Annotated in this window: 16 protein-coding genes and 1 pseudogene; 11 read left to right on the forward strand and 6 right to left on the reverse strand. The window is 39.0% G+C overall.

What is annotated here, in order from left to right:
- Positions 1 to 7 precede the first annotated feature (7 nt).
- From PYW36_RS01000 to PYW36_RS01025, 6 genes are all read left to right on the forward strand, one after another.
- Positions 8 to 2,803 (forward strand): type I restriction endonuclease subunit R, encoded by a 2,796-nt coding sequence (locus PYW36_RS01000; RefSeq protein WP_103158941.1) that lies wholly within the window; start codon positions 8 to 10, stop codon positions 2,801 to 2,803.
- Between the two features lie 45 nt (positions 2,804 to 2,848).
- A complete protein-coding gene (locus PYW36_RS01005; RefSeq protein WP_103158942.1) occupies positions 2,849 to 3,469 on the forward strand; it encodes a restriction endonuclease subunit S in 621 nt (206 codons plus the stop codon).
- 4 nt (positions 3,470 to 3,473) lie between these two features.
- Positions 3,474 to 5,030 carry a type I restriction-modification system subunit M gene (locus tag PYW36_RS01010; protein ID WP_103158943.1) on the forward strand — a complete coding sequence of 519 codons (1,557 nt, stop codon included), beginning with the start codon at positions 3,474 to 3,476 and terminating at the stop codon, positions 5,028 to 5,030.
- Entirely contained in the window at positions 5,023 to 6,219 is a 1,197-nt protein-coding gene (locus PYW36_RS01015; RefSeq protein ID WP_103158944.1) for a restriction endonuclease subunit S, read from the forward strand. Before PYW36_RS01010 ends, PYW36_RS01015 begins: the two co-directional genes overlap by 8 nt.
- Before the next feature lie 547 nt (positions 6,220 to 6,766).
- A complete protein-coding gene (locus tag PYW36_RS01020) occupies positions 6,767 to 7,318 on the forward strand; it encodes a hypothetical protein (RefSeq protein ID WP_103158945.1) in 552 nt (183 codons plus the stop codon).
- 400 nt (positions 7,319 to 7,718) lie between these two features.
- Positions 7,719 to 9,311 carry a solute:sodium symporter family transporter gene (locus tag PYW36_RS01025; RefSeq protein WP_037576163.1) on the forward strand — a complete coding sequence of 531 codons (1,593 nt, stop codon included), beginning with the start codon at positions 7,719 to 7,721 and terminating at the stop codon, positions 9,309 to 9,311.
- Positions 9,312 to 9,684: 373 nt separating this feature from the next.
- Here PYW36_RS01025 and PYW36_RS01030 read toward each other — a convergent pair whose 3' ends face one another.
- Positions 9,685 to 10,368 (reverse strand): acetolactate decarboxylase, encoded by a 684-nt coding sequence (locus PYW36_RS01030; protein WP_103158946.1) that lies wholly within the window; start codon positions 10,366 to 10,368, stop codon positions 9,685 to 9,687.
- Positions 10,369 to 10,706: 338 nt separating this feature from the next.
- On the opposite strand from PYW36_RS01030, the gene PYW36_RS01035 reads away from it, so the two are divergent.
- Positions 10,707 to 11,660 carry an ADP-ribosylglycohydrolase family protein gene (locus PYW36_RS01035; RefSeq protein WP_103158947.1) on the forward strand — a complete coding sequence of 318 codons (954 nt, stop codon included), beginning with the start codon at positions 10,707 to 10,709 and terminating at the stop codon, positions 11,658 to 11,660.
- A 66-nt stretch (positions 11,661 to 11,726) separates the two neighbouring features.
- On the opposite strand, the gene PYW36_RS01040 is transcribed toward PYW36_RS01035, so the two are convergent.
- On the reverse strand, positions 11,727 to 12,665 hold the full coding sequence (locus PYW36_RS01040) for a ketopantoate reductase family protein (protein ID WP_103158948.1): 939 nt from the start codon (positions 12,663 to 12,665) through the stop codon (positions 11,727 to 11,729).
- 184 nt (positions 12,666 to 12,849) lie between these two features.
- Here PYW36_RS01040 and PYW36_RS01045 point away from each other — a divergent pair, with 184 nt between their 5' ends.
- The 3 genes from PYW36_RS01045 to PYW36_RS01055 all read left to right on the forward strand — a co-directional run bounded on the left by PYW36_RS01045 (position 12,850) and on the right by PYW36_RS01055 (position 17,293).
- On the forward strand, positions 12,850 to 14,283 hold the full coding sequence (locus PYW36_RS01045) for an MDR family MFS transporter (protein WP_172458423.1): 1,434 nt from the start codon (positions 12,850 to 12,852) through the stop codon (positions 14,281 to 14,283).
- A 24-nt stretch (positions 14,284 to 14,307) separates the two neighbouring features.
- Positions 14,308 to 15,534, forward strand: coding sequence for an ArgE/DapE family deacylase (locus PYW36_RS01050; RefSeq protein WP_103158949.1), 1,227 nt, complete (start codon positions 14,308 to 14,310; stop codon positions 15,532 to 15,534).
- Between the two features lie 364 nt (positions 15,535 to 15,898).
- Positions 15,899 to 17,293, forward strand: coding sequence for an MFS transporter (locus tag PYW36_RS01055; RefSeq protein WP_103158950.1), 1,395 nt, complete (start codon positions 15,899 to 15,901; stop codon positions 17,291 to 17,293).
- A gap of 133 nt (positions 17,294 to 17,426) precedes the next feature.
- Here PYW36_RS01055 and PYW36_RS01060 read toward each other — a convergent pair whose 3' ends face one another.
- The 3 genes from PYW36_RS01060 to PYW36_RS01070 form a co-directional block, all read right to left on the reverse strand.
- Complete coding sequence (locus tag PYW36_RS01060; RefSeq protein WP_375713371.1) at positions 17,427 to 17,513, reverse strand: hypothetical protein; 87 nt, start codon at positions 17,511 to 17,513, stop codon at positions 17,427 to 17,429.
- A 265-nt stretch (positions 17,514 to 17,778) separates the two neighbouring features.
- The gene (locus tag PYW36_RS01065; RefSeq protein ID WP_107358294.1) at positions 17,779 to 17,880 is read right to left on the reverse strand and encodes a type I toxin-antitoxin system Fst family toxin; all 102 of its coding nucleotides are present in this window, start codon (positions 17,878 to 17,880) and stop codon (positions 17,779 to 17,781) included.
- Positions 17,881 to 18,200: 320 nt separating this feature from the next.
- The gene (locus PYW36_RS01070; protein WP_103158951.1) at positions 18,201 to 19,559 is read right to left on the reverse strand and encodes an alanine/glycine:cation symporter family protein; all 1,359 of its coding nucleotides are present in this window, start codon (positions 19,557 to 19,559) and stop codon (positions 18,201 to 18,203) included.
- Between the two features lie 397 nt (positions 19,560 to 19,956).
- Here PYW36_RS01070 and PYW36_RS01075 point away from each other — a divergent pair, with 397 nt between their 5' ends.
- Positions 19,957 to 21,552 carry an FGGY-family carbohydrate kinase gene (locus PYW36_RS01075; RefSeq protein WP_103158952.1) on the forward strand — a complete coding sequence of 532 codons (1,596 nt, stop codon included), beginning with the start codon at positions 19,957 to 19,959 and terminating at the stop codon, positions 21,550 to 21,552.
- 138 nt (positions 21,553 to 21,690) lie between these two features.
- Here the strand turns inward: PYW36_RS01075 and PYW36_RS11425 are convergent.
- Positions 21,691 to 21,777: pseudogene (locus PYW36_RS11425) on the reverse strand (aggregation-promoting factor C-terminal-like domain-containing protein); the annotation flags it as partial.
- Between the last annotated feature and the right edge of the window lie 40 nt (positions 21,778 to 21,817).

Here is a 21,817-nt window from a genome sequence, read left to right on the forward strand (position 1 = left end):
AGATATTATGGCTTATCAGAGTGAGTTTGCGTTAGAAAATGAAGTGATCCAACAATTGGTGGGGTTGGGTTACGAACAAGTCGCTATCCATAATGTGGAAGCGATGCATCAAAACTTACGACAAATTATTAATGAACGTCATTGGGATAAATTAGAAGGGAAACCCCTCACAGACAGTGAATTTGATCGGCTTATGACAGATATTAACAACAAAACGGTGTTCGACAGTGCAAAACTGTTGCGTGATAAGTATGTGTTACGTCGTGATGATGAACAAACAGTGGCCTATATTGAACTATTAAATACGCGTAAGTGGTGTCAAAACAAGTTCCAAGTCACGAATCAAATCAGTGTGACAGATCGCTACAAAAGTCGTTATGATGTGACGTTATTAATTAACGGTTTACCGCTCGTTCAAATTGAATTAAAGCGCAGTGGGGTGGCGATTACGGAAGCCTTTAACCAAGTTAAACGCTATCGTAGGCAAAATTTCACGGGGTTATTTCGATTTATTCAATTATTTGTCGTGAGTAATAAAATGGAAACGCGTTATTTTGCGAATAGTGACAAAGAATGGTACAAAAGTCACATGTTTTACTGGAGTGACGACAAAAATGAACGCATTAATCATTTAAAAGATTTCGTACATGCCTTTTTAGAGCCGTGTCACATTGCTAAAATGATTAGTCGTTATATGATTGTTAATGAAACAGATGAAATTTTGATGGCGCTTCGTCCGTACCAAGTTTATGCGGTAGAGGCGATTGTGAACCGAGCGCTTGAAACGAACAACAATGGTTATATTTGGCATACGACAGGAAGCGGTAAAACGTTGACGTCATTTAAGGCAAGTCAGTTATTATCTCAAGAAAAAGAGATTAAAAAAGTGATTTTTCTTGTGGACCGGAAAGACTTGGACAGTCAAACTTTAGCGGAATTCAACAAATTTCAAGATGATTCTGTAGATTTAACGAGAAACACCCATACGTTATTACGTCAGTTAGGGGATGCCTCCTTGCCGCTCATCGTGACCACTATTCAAAAAATGGCCAATGCGGTAAAATCAGGCGCAAAAGTGATGGAGCGTTACCAAGAGGATAAAGTCGTGTTTATCATTGATGAGTGTCACCGTACGCAATTTGGAGACATGCATCGGTCGATTCGCCAGCATTTTAAAAATGCGCAATATTTTGGTTTTACAGGGACGCCTCGTTTTGAAGAAAACAAAAGCCAAGATGGTCGCGCAACGGCAGACATTTTTGAAAAATGTTTACACCATTACTTAATTAAAGATGCGATTCGTGATGGCAACGTCTTAGGTTTTTCGGTGGAATACCATAAAACCTTTGAGCCAAAAGATGAGATTGAGGAAGCGTATTTATCAAAAATTAATACGAAAGAACTGTGGGAAGCAGATCAACGGATGGAAGCGGTCGCCGAACATATCATTCAAAATTACCAAAATAAAACGAACAATGGTCAATATACAACGATGTTCGCCGTACAAAGCATTCCGACAGCTATTAAATATTATCATATTTTTAAAAAGCTTAAAGACGCAGGTAAACATGATTTAAATGTCACGACGATATTTACGTATCAGCCGAACGAAGAGACGCACGACAAAGATGAGGCGGAAGTAGAACGTTCTAGAGAAGTCCTCGATAAAGTGATGAATGATTATAATAAGGCCTTTGGGACGAACTTTCACACCGATAACTATGAAGGGTATTTCTCTGATATTTCGAAAAAAATGAAGAAAGTGATCCCCGGGGAAAAAATAGATATCTTAATCGTAGTGAACATGTTTTTAACAGGGTTTGATAGTAAGAAATTGAATACCCTATATGTCGATAAAAATTTAAAATATCACGACCTTATTCAAGCTTATTCTCGGACGAACCGGGTTGAAAAAGAGACGAAACCGTACGGCAATATCGTATGTTATCGTGATTTGAAACAACAAACTGATGAAGCGATAGAAATCTTTTCGCAAACGGATAATACCGAAACTGTTCTCAGTCCATCATATGAAGAATACCTTGCGATGTTTAAAGAATGTTTAGACCGTGTCTTTCATATTGCACCGACGCCTAAAGCGGCGAGTGATTTGGAACGTGAAGATGATAAAAAAGAATTCGTCCTCGCTTTTAGAGAATTGGGTGGCCTTCTCTTACGCCTCAAAACATTCGATCAGTTCCAATTTTCTGAAGAACACATCGGCATTGGGGAACAAACATTTGAAGATTATAAGAGCGTCTATTTTAATCTTTACGATGAGGTGACCCACCGAGAACCGACGGACGATGGGGAATCTGTGTTAGACGACATTGATTTTAAAGTAGAGCTGTTGCGCAATGACTTGATCAATGTTCAATATATTCTTGATTTACTCGCAAGTATTGACCTAACGGATGAAGCGGACCGAGACCATCGTCGTCGTCAAATTCATCAATTGCTAGATAAAGCAGACGATGAACAATTGAGACTCAAAGCCGACCTCATCCGCAAATTCTTAGATAAAGTCATTCCAACATTAGCGACGGATGCCGATATTAATGAGGCATACTATGATTATGAAGAACAAGAAAAAGTGAAAGAAGTCCAACAATTCGCCGAATCTAAAGAATACTCATCCAGTAAATTGTTATCGATTATTGGAGAATATGAGTATAGTGGCATTTTAGACCGTGCGGAACTCCAAGAAGGGATTAAAGGAGGTCTCCTCGTTCGTCGGAAACAAGCGGATGAAATGGAGAAATTCGTAAAAAATACTACGAACAAATACAGTCATAAAGAATAAATTTAAAAATCTCTTGTATTTTCACTTTACTACAAGAGATTTTTAATGTATGATATAAATGTAGTTAATAAAAAATACAAGAAAGGGGTATGCGCAATTGGGACTTTAGTGACTTATCATAATGGTTCTTTATTACGTCGTTTAGAAGAGGTCGACAAAGCGGAAGGACATGCATTTCCAGTGTATGACCAGTACATGTTTGAATATGATAAAGGGGAATTTGATGCGATTACGCACGAACCCAAATATTTATATTTAAAGGCCAATCATAATGCCAAATTAGTTCATACAGGAGATATCGTCTTAAACATGATGTCAGGAGAATGTGTCATCGTGAGCGAACGTCATGAGGGGAGTGTGCTTCCGTACAATTACACACACATTGAAGTGGACGCTACTCGACTTGATGCGGCTTACTTTGCCTATTGGTTCAATGCCTCAAAATCGGCTAAATCACAGTTACACCAAATTTTACAAGGGGGCTCTCTCGTTAAAAAGCTGACGTTACAACATTTGAAACAACTCGATATTGACTGTCCACCGATTGAAAAACAACGTCACATCGGAGCGATAGCTGAAAAACGGAAAGCGTTAAAATACTTAAAAGCCAAACGAGATTATCAAATGGATATTTATTTAGCACATACATTATTTGGGGAGGAATAACTTTATGTCTACAACTGAAAAACAACGCCAACAACAAGCTGAATTACAAAAGAAATTATGGAGCATTGCCAACGATTTACGTGGCAACATGGACGCCAGTGAATTTAGAAACTATATTTTAGGTCTTATCTTCTATCGTTACTTATCTGAAAAAACGGAAGAAGAAGTAGCCAAACTCTTATCAGACGACAACCTTTCATATGAAGAAGCTTGGCAAGATGAAGAATATCGTGAAGCCATCGAAGCAGAACTCATTTCACAAATTGGATTCGTCGTAGAACCACAATATTTATTCAGTAATTTCATTCGGAAAATCGAAAACCAAACATTCGATATTGAAGAATTGCATAAAGCCGTGAATAAAGTAGAAGAGTCTACACGTGGGGAAGAAAGTGAAGATGACTTTAACCATTTATTCGCAGATATGGACTTAAACTCTTCACGCTTGGGTACTTCTAATGCCGCACGTACAAAACTCATTAGTAAAGTGATGGTGAACTTATCGACATTACCATTCGTCCACAGTGATTTAGAAATAGACATGTTAGGGGATGCGTACGAATATTTAATCGGTCAATTTGCGGCGACTGCAGGAAAAAAAGCAGGAGAATTCTACACACCACAACAAGTGTCTAAAATTTTAGCTCAAATCGTAACAACAGATAAAACAGACTTACGTAATGTGTATGACCCGACGTGTGGTTCAGGATCCTTATTATTACGTGTCGGTCGTGAAGCGCGTGTGCGTCACTATTACGGTCAAGAATACAACAGTACGACCTACAACTTGGCGCGCATGAACATGTTGTTACATGACGTGAATTACAATCGCTTTTCAATTGATAATGCGGACACGTTGGAAGACCCAGCCGTAGATGAAGAAAAATTTGAAGCAGTGGTAGCGAATCCACCATACAGCGCGAAATGGAGTGCGGATCCAAAATTTATGGATGACCCACGTTTCAGTAACTATGGTAAACTCGCACCTAAATCAAAAGCCGACTTTGCGTTTATCCAACATATGATTCACCATTTAGACGACAATGGAACGATGGCCGTCGTGTTGCCACACGGTGTATTATTCCGGGGTGCAGCAGAAGGTCAAATTCGCCGTTACCTCATCGAAGAAAAAAACTATTTAGATGCGATTATTGGCTTACCTGCGAATCTGTTCTTTGGGACAAGCATTCCAACAAGCATCCTTGTCTTCAAAAAATGTCGACAAAAAGACGATTCTGTACTCTTTATCGATGCCTCCCAATCATTCGAAAAAGGGAAAAACCAAAACCACCTCTCAGATGAAGACGTCGAGAAAATCGTCAACACGTATCGCAACCGAGAAGAACTAGATAAATTCAGTCACAACGCAACACTCGAAGAAATCGCAGACAACGACTACAACTTAAACATTCCAAGATACGTCGATACCTTTGAAGAAGAAGCACCGATTGATTTAGACCAAGTTCAACAAGACCTTGCGGACATCGATAAAGAAATTGCGAATATCGAACAAGAAATCAACGCCTATCTTAAAGAATTAGGAGTGGTGAAACATGACTAAGACACCACAACACAATGTGCCAGAATTAAGATTTCCAGAATTCGAAGGAGAATGGAATATTCTAAAGTTGAATGAAGTATTATTAGATAAGACTGAGGGAATAAAAAGAGGCCCTTTTGGTGGTGCGCTAAAAAAAGAAATTTTTGTTAATGAGGGATATGCTATTTATGAACAAAGGAATGCTATCTATGATAATCAAGAGTTTAGATATTATATTAACAAAGATAAATATGAGGAAATGAAATCATTTGAAGTTCAACCTGGAGATTTAATAATGAGCTGTTCTGGTACAATCGGTAAATTATCAAAAATCCCTAAGGATTATAAAAAGGGTATTATAAATCAAGCTCTTATAAGGTTTAGAACAAAATCAAATATTCTAAGTCAATATTTTTTGTTTTATATGAGAAGTAATATTATGCAAAGAAAAATCTTAGAAGTTAATCCAGGTTCAGCTATTACCAATTTAATCCCTGTAAAGGAATTAAAAAATTTGTGTTTTCCACTTCCAAATTTGAATGAACAAGAAAAAATAGGTACGTTTTTTAGCAAGCTTGACCGTCAGATTGAGCTTGAAGAAAAGAAACTTGAACTATTAGAGCAACAAAAGAAAGGCTATATGCAAAAGATTTTCTCACAAGAATTACGATTTAAAGATGAGAATGGGAATGAATATCCAAAGTGGGAAGAAACAACTATAGAAAAAACAACTAAATATTCAAGTTCTAAAAAAAGTTCTAATCAGTATACTGAAAGTAATGACTCTGAAGGCTATCCTGTATATGATGCAATTCAAGAAATAGGAAAGGATTTACAATATGATATGAAAGAACCGTATATTTCTATCCTGAAAGATGGAGCTGGAGTCGGAAGGTTAAATTTAAGAGCTGGTCAGTCGTCTGTAATTGGTACTATGGGCTATTTACAACCTAACAATGTAGACCTTCAGTTTTTATATTACAAAATGAATATGTTGAATTTTAAAAAGTACGTCATCGGAAGCACTATCCCACATTTATATTACAAAGATTATTCAAAAGAAAAAATACAAATACCATCAAGTTTTGAAGAACAAAAGAAAATTGGTCATTTTATATTAAACATAGATAAAATGATAGAAATCAAAACTTTTAAGATAGATTATTTAAAACAACGTAAACAAGGCTTATTACAAAAGATGTTCATCTAATTCTGATAAGTCTTTCTATGTTAACTGATTATAAAGTATGTATTAAAATTGTTCATACGAAGTCGGGTTTTTTTACTCTAGTCTAAATAGATGATATATCTTGTCTAAGTTGTTGTTTAAATACTCACCCCATTACGATATGAGAGGTCGTTTTGGGGTGTTTTTCTAGTTTTTACCGGTAAAATCGTTGCCCCAAAATTTATTTTTGACCCCGTTATCTCCTTCATTTTTTCATAAATTCTCTTATTTTTGCTTCAAAACGAAAATTTTCAGCGCTTTGGGTGTTCACCTCATAAAGAATGTCTTTTTTAAATTAACTTTAAAATAGTATTGTGTGAATTAAAGTTATGTGTTATATTAAATTCATCAAGAACAGAAGTCGCTTTTTATACTTCTCGTTTCTCCTTTTTGGAACGTCACTTCTTTAAGCTTTATTTAGGAATACACTAGTTTAAGTTGAAAAAAGAGACGCACAACAATGATGAGACAACAAAAGTTTTAACTTAAGTGATGGATCATTCTTGAAATATACATTCGAGGTGATTTCATGAATATTGGAATAACTTTAGTCAGAAATTCGGTACCGATGATTGCGTACTACAAAAACAAATTAAAGGAACACGGTTGTGATGAAACGTATGTCTATTACTGTGATGCGTTTTACGAGCCATTCACGATTGATGATTTGGAGTTCGTCAAGGCACTCACACCGGGTGATACGGTCACAACAGTCGAACTGACGACATTGTGTAATTCGGTAGAAACGTTCGAACAGCTTTTAAGAATGTTTCAACGTCGTAATATTCATTTCAAAGTGTTGGATCACAAATTCGATTTTTCGCCTGAGGATTTAACGGACAGTGTGATTGAAGAATTGATTGGTTATTTTGAAAGTGAATATCAACAATATGGCTTTATTGTTGATGAACAGTTGGTTGACTTTGGACGTTATCGTTTTACGCCAACAGAAGTAGAAGAAATTTCAGAACTGCTCGAACAGCAATCTCTCACGTCTTTAGCTCAAGAGACAGAGATTCCTAAGACCACGCTCGAAACTTTCCTCTCACTCTACAAAGAACATCAATTGTATGCTTCCTAATGTATTTTCAATGCCTTAGTGTTTAAGTCCATTTGAGGATTCTACTGACTCATGAGAGGGTTCTCCATAGTCACTTACTATTAAATTTATTTTATTACTATATTTATTTTATTATTATTTAGAATCTCTACCCCAGCATTGATATGTTTTTCTTTTAAACGTAAAAACTATATTTCGACTATGGGGGCCCCTCTCATGAGAGAAAGGAGACTTTCTTTTCAGTAGGATCCTCTCATTACAAAAACCTTCCTTTCACACGAGTGAAATGGAAGGTTTTATTTTTTTGGTTTGTATATCTATGTTTTCTTTTTTTAATTATGGATAGAACAAATAGGATTAAAATTTATTGGAGGTTTAAAGCGATGTTTGTAAGTTGTCGAATCTTTCGGGGGTGGTATGAATGAATGGATTTTCGTTGATATCTTTTCTTGTGGTTGTCATTGGTGTCGGTCTTTATGCGTTTAGGCGGAGCCGACGGGTAGATACGGACAATGCGGAAGGCTATTTTATGGGTGGCCGAAGCTTGTTTGGTTTTACGATTGCTTCTACTATTATTATGACCAACTTATCAACAGAACAAATTGTTGGTCAAAATGGTCAAAGTTTTCAAGCGGGTATGGAAGTGATGGCTTGGGAAGTGACGGCAGCGATTGCAATTGTTATTCTCGCATGGGTCTTTTTACCCCGTTATTATCAATATGGTATTGACACAGTTTCAGACTTCATTGCGTTGCGCTATGATAAATTTACACAAAAGTTAGTCTCTTTTTTATTTATTTTTACATATGTTTTTTCTTTTTTACCGGTGGTCTTGTATTCTGGGGCACTCGTTTTTGATAAAATTTTTCGGGTGAGTGAAACATTACATATCAGTCAGCTCACTGCCATTATAATTATTTCAACATCTATCGGTGTAGTGGGGATGATATATCTTTTTGTTGGGGGACTGTCTTTAAGTGCGTTCAGCGACTCGATTTATGGAGTAGGTTTGTTGATAGGGGGCTTGGCTATTCCCATTATTGGTCTTTATCTATTAGGTGAAGGACACTTATTAAAAGGATTGGATCACATTGTGACGCACACGCCTGAAAAACTGAATGCGATTGGCGCTATAGATTCAGACATTGTCCCTTGGCCGACACTGTTCTTTGGAATGATGTTCAACAATTTGTTTTTCTGGTGTACCAATCAAATGGTGGTACAAAAAGCACTTGCTGGTCGAAATTTGAAAGAAGCACAAAAAGGTGCACTTTATGTCGGCGTATTTAAAGTGTTTGGGGCGCTCTTTTTAGTGTTTCCTGGAATATTAGCTTTTAATTTGTTCGGTCAACAAATTAAAAATCCAGACAATGCGTATCCAACATTAGTGAATATGGTGTTACCGGATTGGTCTTATGGATTGTTTGGGGCAGTCATTTTCGGAGCAATTTTGAGTTCATTTGTAGGTTCTTTAAACAGTACGACTACGTTATTTACGTTAGATTTTTACAAAGAGATGTTTCATAAAGAGGCGTCAGAACGGCAAGTGGCACGCGTTGGACATATCGTGACATTGGTCGTGGGAGCCATTGTTGTCGTTATAGCCCCACTTATTTCGCTATTTCCGCAGGGCCTTTATGCGGTGGTTCAAGAATTTAATGGTATTTACAATATGCCCTTGCTTGTCCTAATTTTAGTTGGCTTCTTTTCTAGAAAAATATCCAACATAGGGGCGAAAGTGATGTTTGTGAGTCATGTGGTACTTTATGTGCTCTCTAAATGCTTTCTTTCAGAAGTGCATTATCTTTATGTATTAAGTGTGTTGTTCTTTGTTGATTTAATGATTTTATGGCTATTTAATCGCACTCGGCCGACGAATACGTTTGATTTGAAATCTGTTAATGCGAAAGTTGATTTAACTCCGTGGAAATATCGTTATGTACTGGGAATAGGGGTGATAGGTTTAGTGGTTGTGATGTACATTCTTTTTTCTCCTATAGGGTTTGCGCACTAAAAGCCACCCTTGACCTGAGGTGGGGTGTCAAAGGTGGCCCGAAATAGATATGAATGTGACAGTCAGATATACAGGGGGAGCATACAACCTATATTGCCTATTGAAGGATCAAAGCAGTTGCAACTTAAGAGGTAAGCACGTCGAGGGACAAAGCGATGTCGTGTCGGACGTTTCAAAGTTGGGGTCCCGATAAGCGCGAATCGTTCTCCCCCTCACAGTGAAATGAGTATCTTCAAATGTGACACGTCGGTTTATTAGATGAGTGTATGACGGCTGTAAAATGTGAGGGTCTTTTCAACGTAAGATGTCTATTCTGTGTTGTGTATCTCGGCGTGCGTAGGTTCAATAGGCAAGGGAAGATGTTGTACTATGATCAGGAGTACAGCGCATCTCCATAAGGTGTTGTCAACGTGACCCCATCAAAGACGTCCATCGTGAGGGTTGCTGTCTCTATCTTAAAATCAATGACTTTCCCTTGGATGTGCGCGCGTTCGGAATGAAAGTAAGCCATTGTCCCTGTCGGATGGAGTCCATGATAGGCCATAGGTGTGAACAACAGCACCATGTCACCGGTAATGTGGCGTTTTTCATATTCGACGTGTTGACGTTCCTGTGAATAGAAATGTTGACGTCGGTCCGTTATAACAGGTTGTATGCTTACACGGACGTATGAAAAGGTGCCGCGAATGAGTGCCATCGAAAATTTGGCTTCATTTGGGATTAAGCGTGTAAATTTTTTGTAGGTGTCGCGTGCATTTATCTGTCTAAGCGACCTCATTCGTTGTGGGAAAAATTGTCCAACCAGGGCGTAAGGAAGTGTACAATCTAAAGTGAGGGGCGTCATCTCTTTTTCTGTATTGATATGCCAAGCTGCACCGTTTAAGATGACCATTTCACCATCGGCATTGGGTAAAGTGCCAAAGCCATAGTTGCCGTGCCGTAATAGTGCTTCTAATGTAATGTGACTATTATATTGGCCATTGGCTAACGTGTGGTAGGTGCCCACTTGATATAGGTAGCGGGCGGGGAATGTGTCAACCGAGTCTTTCGCAGACATGATTTGCACCTCCTGATGTTTGAACAAGATGACATGTGCTAAGAAAACATAAGTTATGTCTGAAATTAAGTGTAACAAAACTAAATATTTTCTATGATTTGATTATAAAGCCTTTCGATAAAGAATGCAACATAAATTTTCGGATTTTTCTAAAAACTTAATGAAAATGTGTCCATTATTAAGTTGGTAGCGAGAAGAAGCGCTTAAGCGTCGCATTTTTCACATTAAATATGAAAATTATATCGGCATAAAAAATAACACAAAGTCTGTGTTTTTCATGATTTTTAGTGTATATAATAAATAAAAGAGCCTATCGATGGAGAAAGGGTGTGTTGACGATGCTGGTCAATCAGTTAAAAGGATTAATATGGGGAGGCATTGTGGGAGATGCGCTCGGTGTGCCTTTTGAATTTCGTACAAGAGATAGTTTTTCTGTGACAGATATGGTCGGTTATGGCACGTATGATTTACCGCCAGGCACGTGGTCTGACGATACGTCCATGACACTTTGTACATTGGCCCATTTAAATGAACAGACGGATTTAGAGGATTTAATGCAGAAATTTGTGGCTTGGACGACAAAAGATTATATGACGACGCCTTCAGGGATGTTTGATATAGGGAATCAAACGTCAGAAGCATTGCGTACGTGGTCACGTTCAGGTCTAGCAGCGACGGTATGTGGGCCAAAGTCTGAATATGCGAATGGTAACGGCGCCTTAATGCGTATTGCCCCCGTGCTTTCATTGACGTATCACCAACCGTTAGACGTTCAATTTCAAATTGCTGAACGTTATTCGTCGTTAACGCATGGGCATATGCGTTCGATTGTCGCTTCATTTTTATATTTAGTGGTGTTAGAACATCTCGTAGATGGCATGTCGCTTAAAGAAGCACTGTCCAGTGTCAGAGATAAGGTACAGCCGTTTTTCGAAAATCACGCTGAGGCCCAACACGAATATACGACGCATTACGAAGCCGTCTTTCAACCTGATTTTGACAAGCGTGCACGCACAGAGATTGCGTCTTCTGGTTACGTCGTTGATACGTTTCAAGCGATGATTTGGTGCGCACTTAAATATGAAGATTTTGATTCTGCGACATTGGCAGCAGTGGCGTTAGGTGAGGATACCGATACGATTGCCTCGCTAGTAGGACAATTGAAAGGGCTTGAACTTGGCGTAGAGGCCATCCCTACAAGTTGGATTGAAACCACACGTAGCCACAAAATCATCAATCACGCTCTAAACCCTTGGGTCGCACAATGGACAGATGAAGATGCTAAAACATGAAATGCTTCAAAATACTTCAAAATACACACAAACACCCCATCCGTTTGGAAGATGGGGTGTTTGTTTTTAAGCTTTAACGTGCGCCATTTCAAGTTGGTGAATCAAATGTGTCAGCATATCATTGTTCGGTGTGCCAATTCCGAATTCGCGACCATAAGCACTAATCTGACCGTTTAAGTAATCCACCTCTGTGTAACGTCCATGATATAAATCTTGATGCATCGATGGATAGTGTAAACCTTGTGTTTCTTTCGGGTAGGCACCTTCTATTTTTTGAATGAGTGTGTCTTTGTCGAGTGTGATTTCTTTGGCACGTGCGACATTGACGATTTCTTCAACAATCGGTTCGATTTGTTTGCGCGCATCTTTGTACTCGCCAAATTCGAAAATGGTTTTGTCGAGAATCGTACAGAGTGGGTTGAGCACACTATTTAATGTTGCTTTTGTCCATACGGTTTGAAGGACGTTGCCACTCACATGGGCATTCAAGTCCGCTTTGTTGAACATGTCTGCGATGGCTTCGGTACGTGTATCTGAGGCACCATCTGCACGTTGTAAATCAATACGGCCAGTCCCTTCTAATAAAATTTGACCAGGTCCACGAAGTCCTGCTGTCCACATCGTAACTGCTAAAAAGACTTGTGATTTAGGGACGATGTTGGCAAAACGTTCATCGTGACCGAGTCCGTTCATCATTGTCAGAATCGCAGTATCTTCATGAATCGCACCACGATCGAGTAAGGCTTGAATCATGGCTTCAGATTGCATGGCTTTCGTTAAAATGACGATTAAATCATAGGCCTTGTCAGCATCTTCAGGTAGGCATGCGGGAATGTCGATGCTATAAGTCTCTGTTTCAGTTTGAATTTCAAGTCCGTTGGCATTGATGGCGTTGACGTGCGCTTCCCAAAAATCAATAAGGGTCACGTCATAACCTGCTTTTTTGAGTTGACTTCCGATGCGGCCACCCATGGCACCCGCGCCGGCAATTGCGATATGCTTCATAGTAATTCCCCCTTAGATAGACTGATGTTTGAATCTAGCGTAAATTTAATTTTTAAGGATGTCAATCAAATGGACGAAAAGTTACCAAATTTATAATAAAGTTCCGTGTAACTAGATTTACGAATAAATGGTTTGCTTCGCTAACTACAAAACGTTAAAATATATTTTGTGAAAATAATAATGAATGGGGGTTAACAATTTGTCAGAAGGCTTGACGAAAGGCAAACGAAATTTAATCGTTACGATTATGCTTTTAAGTGCATTTGTAGCGATGTTAAATCAAACAATCTTAAATACAGCGTTACCAGCAATGATTGCAGACTTAGGAATTCCAGAAACGACTGCACAATGGCTGATAACAGGATTTATGCTTGTGAACGGTATTATGATTCCGTTGACGGCTTTTTTAATTGATAAATATTCGACAAGACAGCTTTACATTTTTTCAATGGCTGCCTTTTTAATTGGATCTATTGTAGCGGCATTCGCACCATCATTTAGTATTTTAATGGTGGCTCGTGTGGTACAAGCGATTGGTGCCGGAATTTTATTACCATTAATGCAATTTATCGTATTTATGGTGTTCCCAGTTGAAAAAAGAGGATTTGCGATGGGGCTTACAGGAATCGTCGCACAATCTGCACCTGCGATTGGACCAACACTTACAGGGGTGCTCATCGACTTTTCAAGTTGGCATTTGCCATTTATCGTCGTTGCGGTCATTTCATTAATCGCCTTTGTAGTGGGAATTTTCTATGTGGAAAATTTAGGTCAATCTAAACCGACAGTGCTTGATAAACGTTCAGTCGTTTATTCTACGATTGGATTTGGACTTATCCTTTATGCGTTCAGTATCGTAGGACATGTTGGACCACTTTCTCCTTTATTTATCATCAGCTTGATTTTGGGTATAGCAATAGTAGCCATCTTTACAATGCGTCAATTACGTATTGATAATCCTCTATTAAGTATGGCTGTGTTCAAAAACAAAACATTTACTTTATCAGCTATTGCATCCATGATAATTTACATTGGAATTGTTGGACCCGCATTATTAATCCCAATTTATGTCCAAACAGGACTTGGATTATCCGCCTTTTTATCAGGGATTGTTATTTTACCGGGTGCGGTGGTCAATGCGTTTATGTCCACATACACAGGTAAAATCTATGATAAATATGGTGTAAAAGTCCTCGTCATTCCGGGATTTATTTTATTAATTATTATGACCATCTTGCATATTTTCTTAACGGCACATACACCGTTTTGGTATGTCGTTTTAATTTATGCGATACGGATGTTCTCAGTAGCGCTACTCATGATGCCACTCAATACAGCAGGTTTGAATGCTTTAGAAAACAAAGAAGTTTCACACGGTAATGCGATTATGAACTCACTCCGTATTATTGCCGGTGCGATTGGGACAGCAATCAGTATTACAGTACTTTCAATTGTGTCACGTAACTTCATGGCTGAACATGGTTCTTCAGCAGGGGCGTTACGTCAAGCCACAATTAGCGGTGTTGACGCTGCATTCGTCTTCACAACAGTCTTAATCGTCATTGGATTTATTCTTTCACTCTTTATTAAAGAAACAAAAGCAAAATCAGTAAACTAATTTCAATCAGAAAGGATGTAACAAATGAGTGTATTTACAAATGAAGAAAAGGTACAAATTTTAAAAGATGTTGTAGGCATTAAAACTGTGAATGACAATGAGTTAGAAGTGTGCCATTACTTTAAAGACTTATTTGAAAAACATGGCATCGAATCACGTATTGACATGGTTAAAGGACAACGTGCCAACCTCATCGCAGAAATTGGTGAAGGATCTCCTGTATTAGGGATTTCAGGTCACATGGACGTTGTAGCTGAAGGAGATCACGATCAATGGACATACGATCCATTTACTTTAACTGAAGAAGAAGGTTACCTTTATGGACGTGGTGCTGGAGATATGAAATCTGGCCTTGTCGCATTAGCTTTAGCTATGATTGAAATTAAAGAAAGTGGCGCTTTGAAAAAAGGAAAAATTAAATTTATGGCGACAACTGGCGAAGAAATGGAACAACTTGGTTCAAAACAATTGTACGAAAATGGTGAAATGGATGACGTAGATGCGCTAGTAATTGCAGAGCCATCAGAAAAAATGCTCGTATATGCGCACAAAGGATCTATGGACTTCCGCATCACATCAAATGGTAGTGCTGCCCACAGTTCTATGCCAGTCATCGGTCAAAATGCGATTAAACCATTAATGCAATTTGTTCAACACATTGATGATGAATTTGACAGCATTACTAAAGAATTACAATGTGAGCGTTTAAACTTCGATACATTTTTAGAACATATTAAACCAAGATTAGCTGAAGAAATGGACATGGACGAAGTGTCTCGCATTTTATACGGTTTAGTCATTACAAATACTATCTTTAACGGCGGTACACAAGTGAACTCTGTCCCAAGTCAAGCGACAGCAGAATTTAACGTACGTACTGTTCCAGAATATGACAACGAACAAGTTAAAGCTTTATTCAATAAATATTTAGATCAAATGAACAACAACGGCGCAAACCTTGAACAAGACGTCTATCTCGATCTTGACCCTGTATTAACTACAGGTGACAACGACCTTGTGCGTTTAGGTGTTGAAACTGCAGGTCAACACTTTGACCACGAAGTCATCGTGTCACCAACAGTCGGTGTAACAGATGCTTCAAACTTATTACGTGGCAAGGATGAAAACTTCTCATTTATGATGTTTGGTCCAGGTGAACGTGCTCACCAAGTGAATGAACGTGTGAGAAAAACGTCTTATTTAGGATTTATAGACTATTATGTTGATTTATTTACTAAATATTTAGCATAATAGAATTGAACGGAACTTTGACATCACTTTGGAATCAACCCCATTAGCATTCAATAGAAAATAGACGCATAAGTTACCGGAGGAAGGAGAAGGGGGAGCTTAAGTTGCGATCTCAGGCTTAAGGTCGCCTCTTCTCCTTAATAGAGTTGAAAGCGTTTACGTTTCGGGTGCATTCGCGCATTGGATATGGGACAATGTGTGGATCAGCTTCTTTAGTCAAAGCGTTTCGTCACGCGCGTCGATAAATCATTAATTGTAGGGTGTAAAAACGGATTTATTTTGACAAAGCACAAAAGAAGTAGCATCATATATTTTATGTATTACGCTTGATGCTCCAAATTTACTAAAGGGATATGATGAAATAATGGAACACAATTCAGAGTATGAAGGAACAGGACGATTAATATTAGGGATCGTTCTCGGGGTTATTACGTTTTGGTTATTTGCGTTATCATTAGTGAATGTTGTGCCGACACTTCACAAAGAACTCGGTACAAACTTTGGGTTAATTAACGTCGCAGTCAGTCTGACATCACTCTTTTCAGGGATGTTTGTTGTAGGGGCTGGCGGTATTGCAGATAAATACGGTCACGTTAAAATGACGTATGTCGGGTTAGTCCTCAGTGTGATAGGTTCATTAGTTATTGTATTTTCACCCCATATTTGGCCTATGATTATTGGTCGTGGGATTCAAGGACTCTCTGCCGCATTTGTGATGCCGGCCACATTGTCTATTATTAAAGCTTACTACCATGGACGCCATCGTCAAGCGGCGTTAAGCTATTGGTCTATCGGTTCATGGGGGGGTGGCGGTATCGCCTCATTCTTCGGTGGAATGACCGATACATTTTTAGGATGGCGTTGGATCTTTATTATTTCCATTGTCGTTGCGATTTTATCAATGATTTTAATTAAAGGTACACCAGAAGTGCCACGTCGTAAAGAAGTGACAAGTCAAAAATTCGACTTTGTCGGTTTAGTCTTATTCTTAGTGTTTATTTTAAGTTTAAACTTAATTATTACACAAAGTTCTGATTATGGCTTCGGTTCACCGTTTATCTTGTCATTGATTGCGGTCTTTATCATTTCAATTGTCGTCTTTATTATTCTTGAGAAAAAACGTAAAAGTCCATTAGTCGACTTTGAAATCTTTAAAGATAAAGGATACACTGGTGCGACATTATCTAACTTTTTAATGAACGCTGTCGCAGGGACATTAATTGTCGGCAACACTTTCGTTCAAGAAGACAAAGGATTTACATCAGCACAAGCGGGCTATTTATCGATTACATACTTAGTCATGGTCTTGATTACAATTCGTGTCGGTGAAAAAATCTTACAACACCTTGGGGCGCAAAAACCGATGTATATTGGTAGCTTATTGAATATGGTGGGGATTATTTTAATCTCTCTCACATTTTTACCAACAACGGCATATGTCATTGCCTGTGTAATCGGCTACTTCATTTACGGTTTAGGTCTCGGTTTATATGCGACACCTTCCATGGATACCGCCATTGCGAATGCGAGCGAAGAACATATTGGTATGGCCTCAGGTATATATAAAATGTCTTCTTCCCTCGGAAATGCCTTTGGTATTGCGATTTCGACAACGATCTTTGCGATTGGCACATCCGCATTTAACCTTCAAACAGGGGCAATGTTTGGATTATGGTTTAACGTGATCATCGCCTTTATCTCATTTTTACTCGTTGCCTTTCTAATACCAAAATCACAAGGCGTTCAAATAGAAAAATAGAAATAGACGATTTTTTGTTTTGGCATTTTCACACGATAACGTGTTATGACGCATTTAACAAAGACGTCGTGCATGATGCACCCCCTTTACTACTCGTGGTAGTGAGGGGGATTTTTGGTGTGGCTATAGTCGCCTAGTTTATCATATTGTTGTGATTGCGTAGCCAACACGAAATTAATTCGACAATCCAACTACTGATGACTGTAGACATGATGTGCACAAGGATTTTACACTTCCTTTCTACGTCTAAATTGACGTCTGAGAGGAGGTGTGTTTACATTATTATAGCACCTGTATCTTAGGGGTTGTATCGATAGGAGTTTAAGCGTGAGTTCACGTAATTGATCTAGAATGGCTCAATATTTTTTGCATTTTCCCACTAGACAGTGTTATAATTTATTCAACAAAAGTTTCGTGCATAATATGCACCAATCCCCCTCACTACTCGCGATAGTGAGGGGGATTTTTGGTGTGGCTATAGTCGCCTATTTTTTCTTATCATTGCGGTTGCGTAGCCAATGCGCAAATAAAGCAACGATACAACCACTAATAACAGTGGTTGTGATGTGAACAAAAGTTTCGAACATCTAATATGCACCTCCTCTCTACGTCTGAATTGACGCCTGAGAGATAGGCGACTTCATTATTATAACACCTGTACCTTTAGAATCGTATCCACTTTTGGAAAGTCTGTGGATATTGATAATGTACTTTCAAACTCTTTCAACTGCCATGCCGAGAAAATTTATTAATGATCGCATAGAACCATTAACGCTTCCACTAAACAATGTTAGAGTTAGTTAACAAAAATGTCGTGCATGTATACATCAATCCCCTCACTACTCGCGATAGTGAGGGGATTTTTGTTGGCTATTTTATACAACTTAAACTATAAGTCTCATAGAAATTAATCACGCTTGCCTTTATAGTCTCTAAAAAATTCTTGAGTCAGTCGTTTGACTTGTGGCGCAAGCATGAGCACAGCGATAATGTTTGGGATTAAAACGATGGCTAATGCCAAGTCTAACAAATTCCATAACTGCGTTCCGACGCCGATGGCTCCGATGACGATGGAGACAGTATAGATGACTTTCATTAATGTGCCGGCCCATAAGCCGAATAAAAATTCTGCCATGCGTGAACCGTAGTACATCACAACGATGATTGTCGAGAATACGAAGAAAATCATCGAAATTGAAATCGTTGCGCTTCCGATACTACCAAAGGCATCTTCATAGGCACGTGCTGTAAGTGCGGCTGCTTTTTCTTTGGCATCACTTGCAGTATAAACGCCAGACATTAAGACCACAAATGCCGTTGTTGAACAAATTACGAGGGTGTCGACAATGATTTCACTCACAGCCCAGAAGGCTTGTCGCACAGGGTGATCTGTTTTGGCTGCAGCGTGTGCAATAGGGGATGTCCCTAAACCGGCTTCGTTAGAATAAATCCCACGCGCAAATCCCCAACGAATCGTTGCGGCAAGTGCTGCGCCGAAGCTACCTCCGAGTGCGGCATCAGGGTTGAAGGCTTTTTCAACAATTAATGCGATGACGCTTGGAAAATGTTGAATATTCATAATAATAATGATAAAGCCTAAAATTAAATAAATGCCGACCATAATTGGAACTAAAAATTCAGTGAATGTCGCAATGCGTTTGACACCGCCAAACACAACGAGTGCCGCAAGTGCCGCAATCACAAGGCCTGTGATGAGTTCGTTGACGTTGAAAGTATCATGAACTGTACTTGCTACAGAGTGTCCCTGTACCATGACACTTGGGATAATTTCTATCGCTAACGCAAAGGCAAAAATCGACGCAAAAATCATGCCGAGTTTTTTATTTTTAAAGCCATTCTTCATGTAGTACGTTGGTCCGCCGACAAATTCACCTTTCGCATTTTTCTCACGATATTGAATACCGAGTACGTTTTCACTAAATTTCAGTGCCATCCCTAAAAATGCGATGACAATCATCCAAAAGACCGCCCCCGGGCCACCCATCATGATGGCGGTAGGAACGCCGACAATATTGGCTGCACCGACCGTTGAGGATAAGGCCGACGTGAGCGCTTGGCGCGGCGTGATCGTCCCTTCTCCTCGAGGTTCTTTGTTAATACTGCCGAAAGTTTGTTTCATAATGTAACTGAAATGCCGAAATTGAACGCCTTTTAAATAAATCGTTAAAAACAAACTTGAAAGGAGCAACAATCCGACAATCGGAAAACCCCATAACCAATCTGTAAATGCTACAATCGCATCCATAATTCTCCCACTCCTTTTTTACAGTTCACAGGTGATACAAAACAATAATAATAAGGAAAAGACAATTATTAGCGGTAAACGCTTACATTTATGTATACTATTCCTGTGAAATTGTATTCTAAATTTCCATACCCCAAATATGTGTTTATAAATATAATGTAAAACATATGCGCTCAGAAATTAAGTCTTTTTTACAAAATTATTGTAAAAATTGCATTTAAACGCTGACGCTCATTCTAAATATGACGCTGTCAAGTTCGACCGAAAATGAATTTTGGACTATGATTCGTTAACGGCGCTTTGTGGGTAAAGTAGGTCAGCATATACTTTTTAATGTCATAGAGAAATATAAATGGTTCGAGCATAAGAGAGAACTACATCGAAGGACGTGAAAAATTTGGGAAATCATGCAATAAATCAATGGCTCACATCAGGTGAGATTACGGTAGGGATTGAACTGGGCTCAACGCAAATTAAAACGGTGGCAATGGGACCGGACTATCAACCGATCGCATCAGGTGTGTATACGTGGCAAAATCAATGGGTGGATGGCTATTGGACATATGATTTAGAGACCGTGTGGGAAGGGATTCAAGAAAGCTATCGATTGATGGCACAAAATATCGAAGCCCAATGTGGCGCGTCTCTCACAAAACTTCGTGCCCTTGGGATTAGTGGCATGATGCATGGGTATCTCGCTTTTAATGGAGAAGATGAACTGCTTGTGCCGTTTCGCACGTGGCGTAATAACCATGCGAACTTTGCAAGTCGCTTGTTAAGCTATCAATTTCAAGTGAATGTGCCTGAACGTTGGAGCATTGCGCAATTTGAACAGGCGATTATGAATAAAGAACCTCATGCACGTGAGGTCGCTAAACTGATGACGTTGGCAGGCTATGTGCATTGGCAACTCACAGGAGAACATGTGAGTGGAATCGGTGATGTTTCAGGGATGTTTCCGATAGATAAAGAAAAACACTACTATCGCGCTGATTTAATGAATCGTTATGATCGTTTGCTTGTAGAAGAAGGGTACGAACAAAAAATCGAAACGATGTTACCTCATATTTTAAAAGCAGGAGAATGTGCGGGCCATCTTACAGAAGCAGGCGCAAGTCGCATTGATCCTTCTGGCCGTCTTGAGGCAGGCGTTCCACTATGTCCACCTGAAGGAGATGCAGCGACAGGCATGGTGGCGACAAATAGTGTGAAACCGAAAACAGGAAACGTGTCGGTAGGGACAAGTATTTTTGCGATGTTTGTGTTAGACGCCCCGCTGTCTCGACCTCATCCAGAAGTAGATATTGTGAGTACACCGAGTGGTGAAGATGTCGCGATGATACACGCAAATAACGGCACATCAGAAATTGATGCCTGGGCAGAGGTGTTTGGTGAACTGTTAACTGCTATGAATGTTGATTTTGATAAAGCCACACTGTATCAACAGATGTTCCAAGCATTGGACCAAGCTAATGAAGATGCAGGTCAAATGCTAAGCTACAATTATGTGGCGAGTGAATTTATTACAGACGTCAAACAAGGCACACCGGCTTTTTTACGTCACCGTGACAGCCAGTTTAATTTGGCCAACTTTATGAAAAGTCAGGTATACAGCACATTTACAACATTGAAAATAGGACTCTCTCAATTGAGTGATGAAGAATATTTGGATATTGATGTGGTGACGGCGCATGGCGGCATGTTAAAAACCGTCTCAGTGGCGCAAGATTTAGCAGCGGCACTTGAAACCCCAGTCCAAGTGATGAAAAATGCGCATGAAGGTGGGGCATGGGGGATTGCCTTATTGGCGAGCTATATGTCAGAAAAAGAGAGACTGACACTCGATGGATTTTTAGATCAGTATGTGTTTACGGATGAAGCGGTAGACACGTATCCGCCAGATGAAGCACGCGTTGATGCTTTTAAAACGTATACCGCACGCTTTCAAAAAGGCTTACACGCGCAACGAGAAGCTTACCAACTCTTTGAATAAAACGAAGTAAAATCAAACAAAAGCTTTATCATAAGTGAATAGCCATCAAAATTTACGAACATAAATTTTGATGGCTATTTTCATATGATTTATTTAAATACTCCATCTCTATTTTTATAACATCATAGTTACAGCTTATCACCAGCCGTTAAGGATACGGAATTGAATGGCATTGTCGATAGAACCATAACGATTTTTCGCGTAGTTGATCATACCTTTGGTTTGACCTCATCCACGATAATCCAAAAAGATTGTTTAAGCAAAT

Origin of the sequence: Staphylococcus chromogenes, from assembly GCF_029024625.1 — a bacterium.
GTDB classification, from domain to species: domain Bacteria; phylum Bacillota; class Bacilli; order Staphylococcales; family Staphylococcaceae; genus Staphylococcus; species Staphylococcus chromogenes.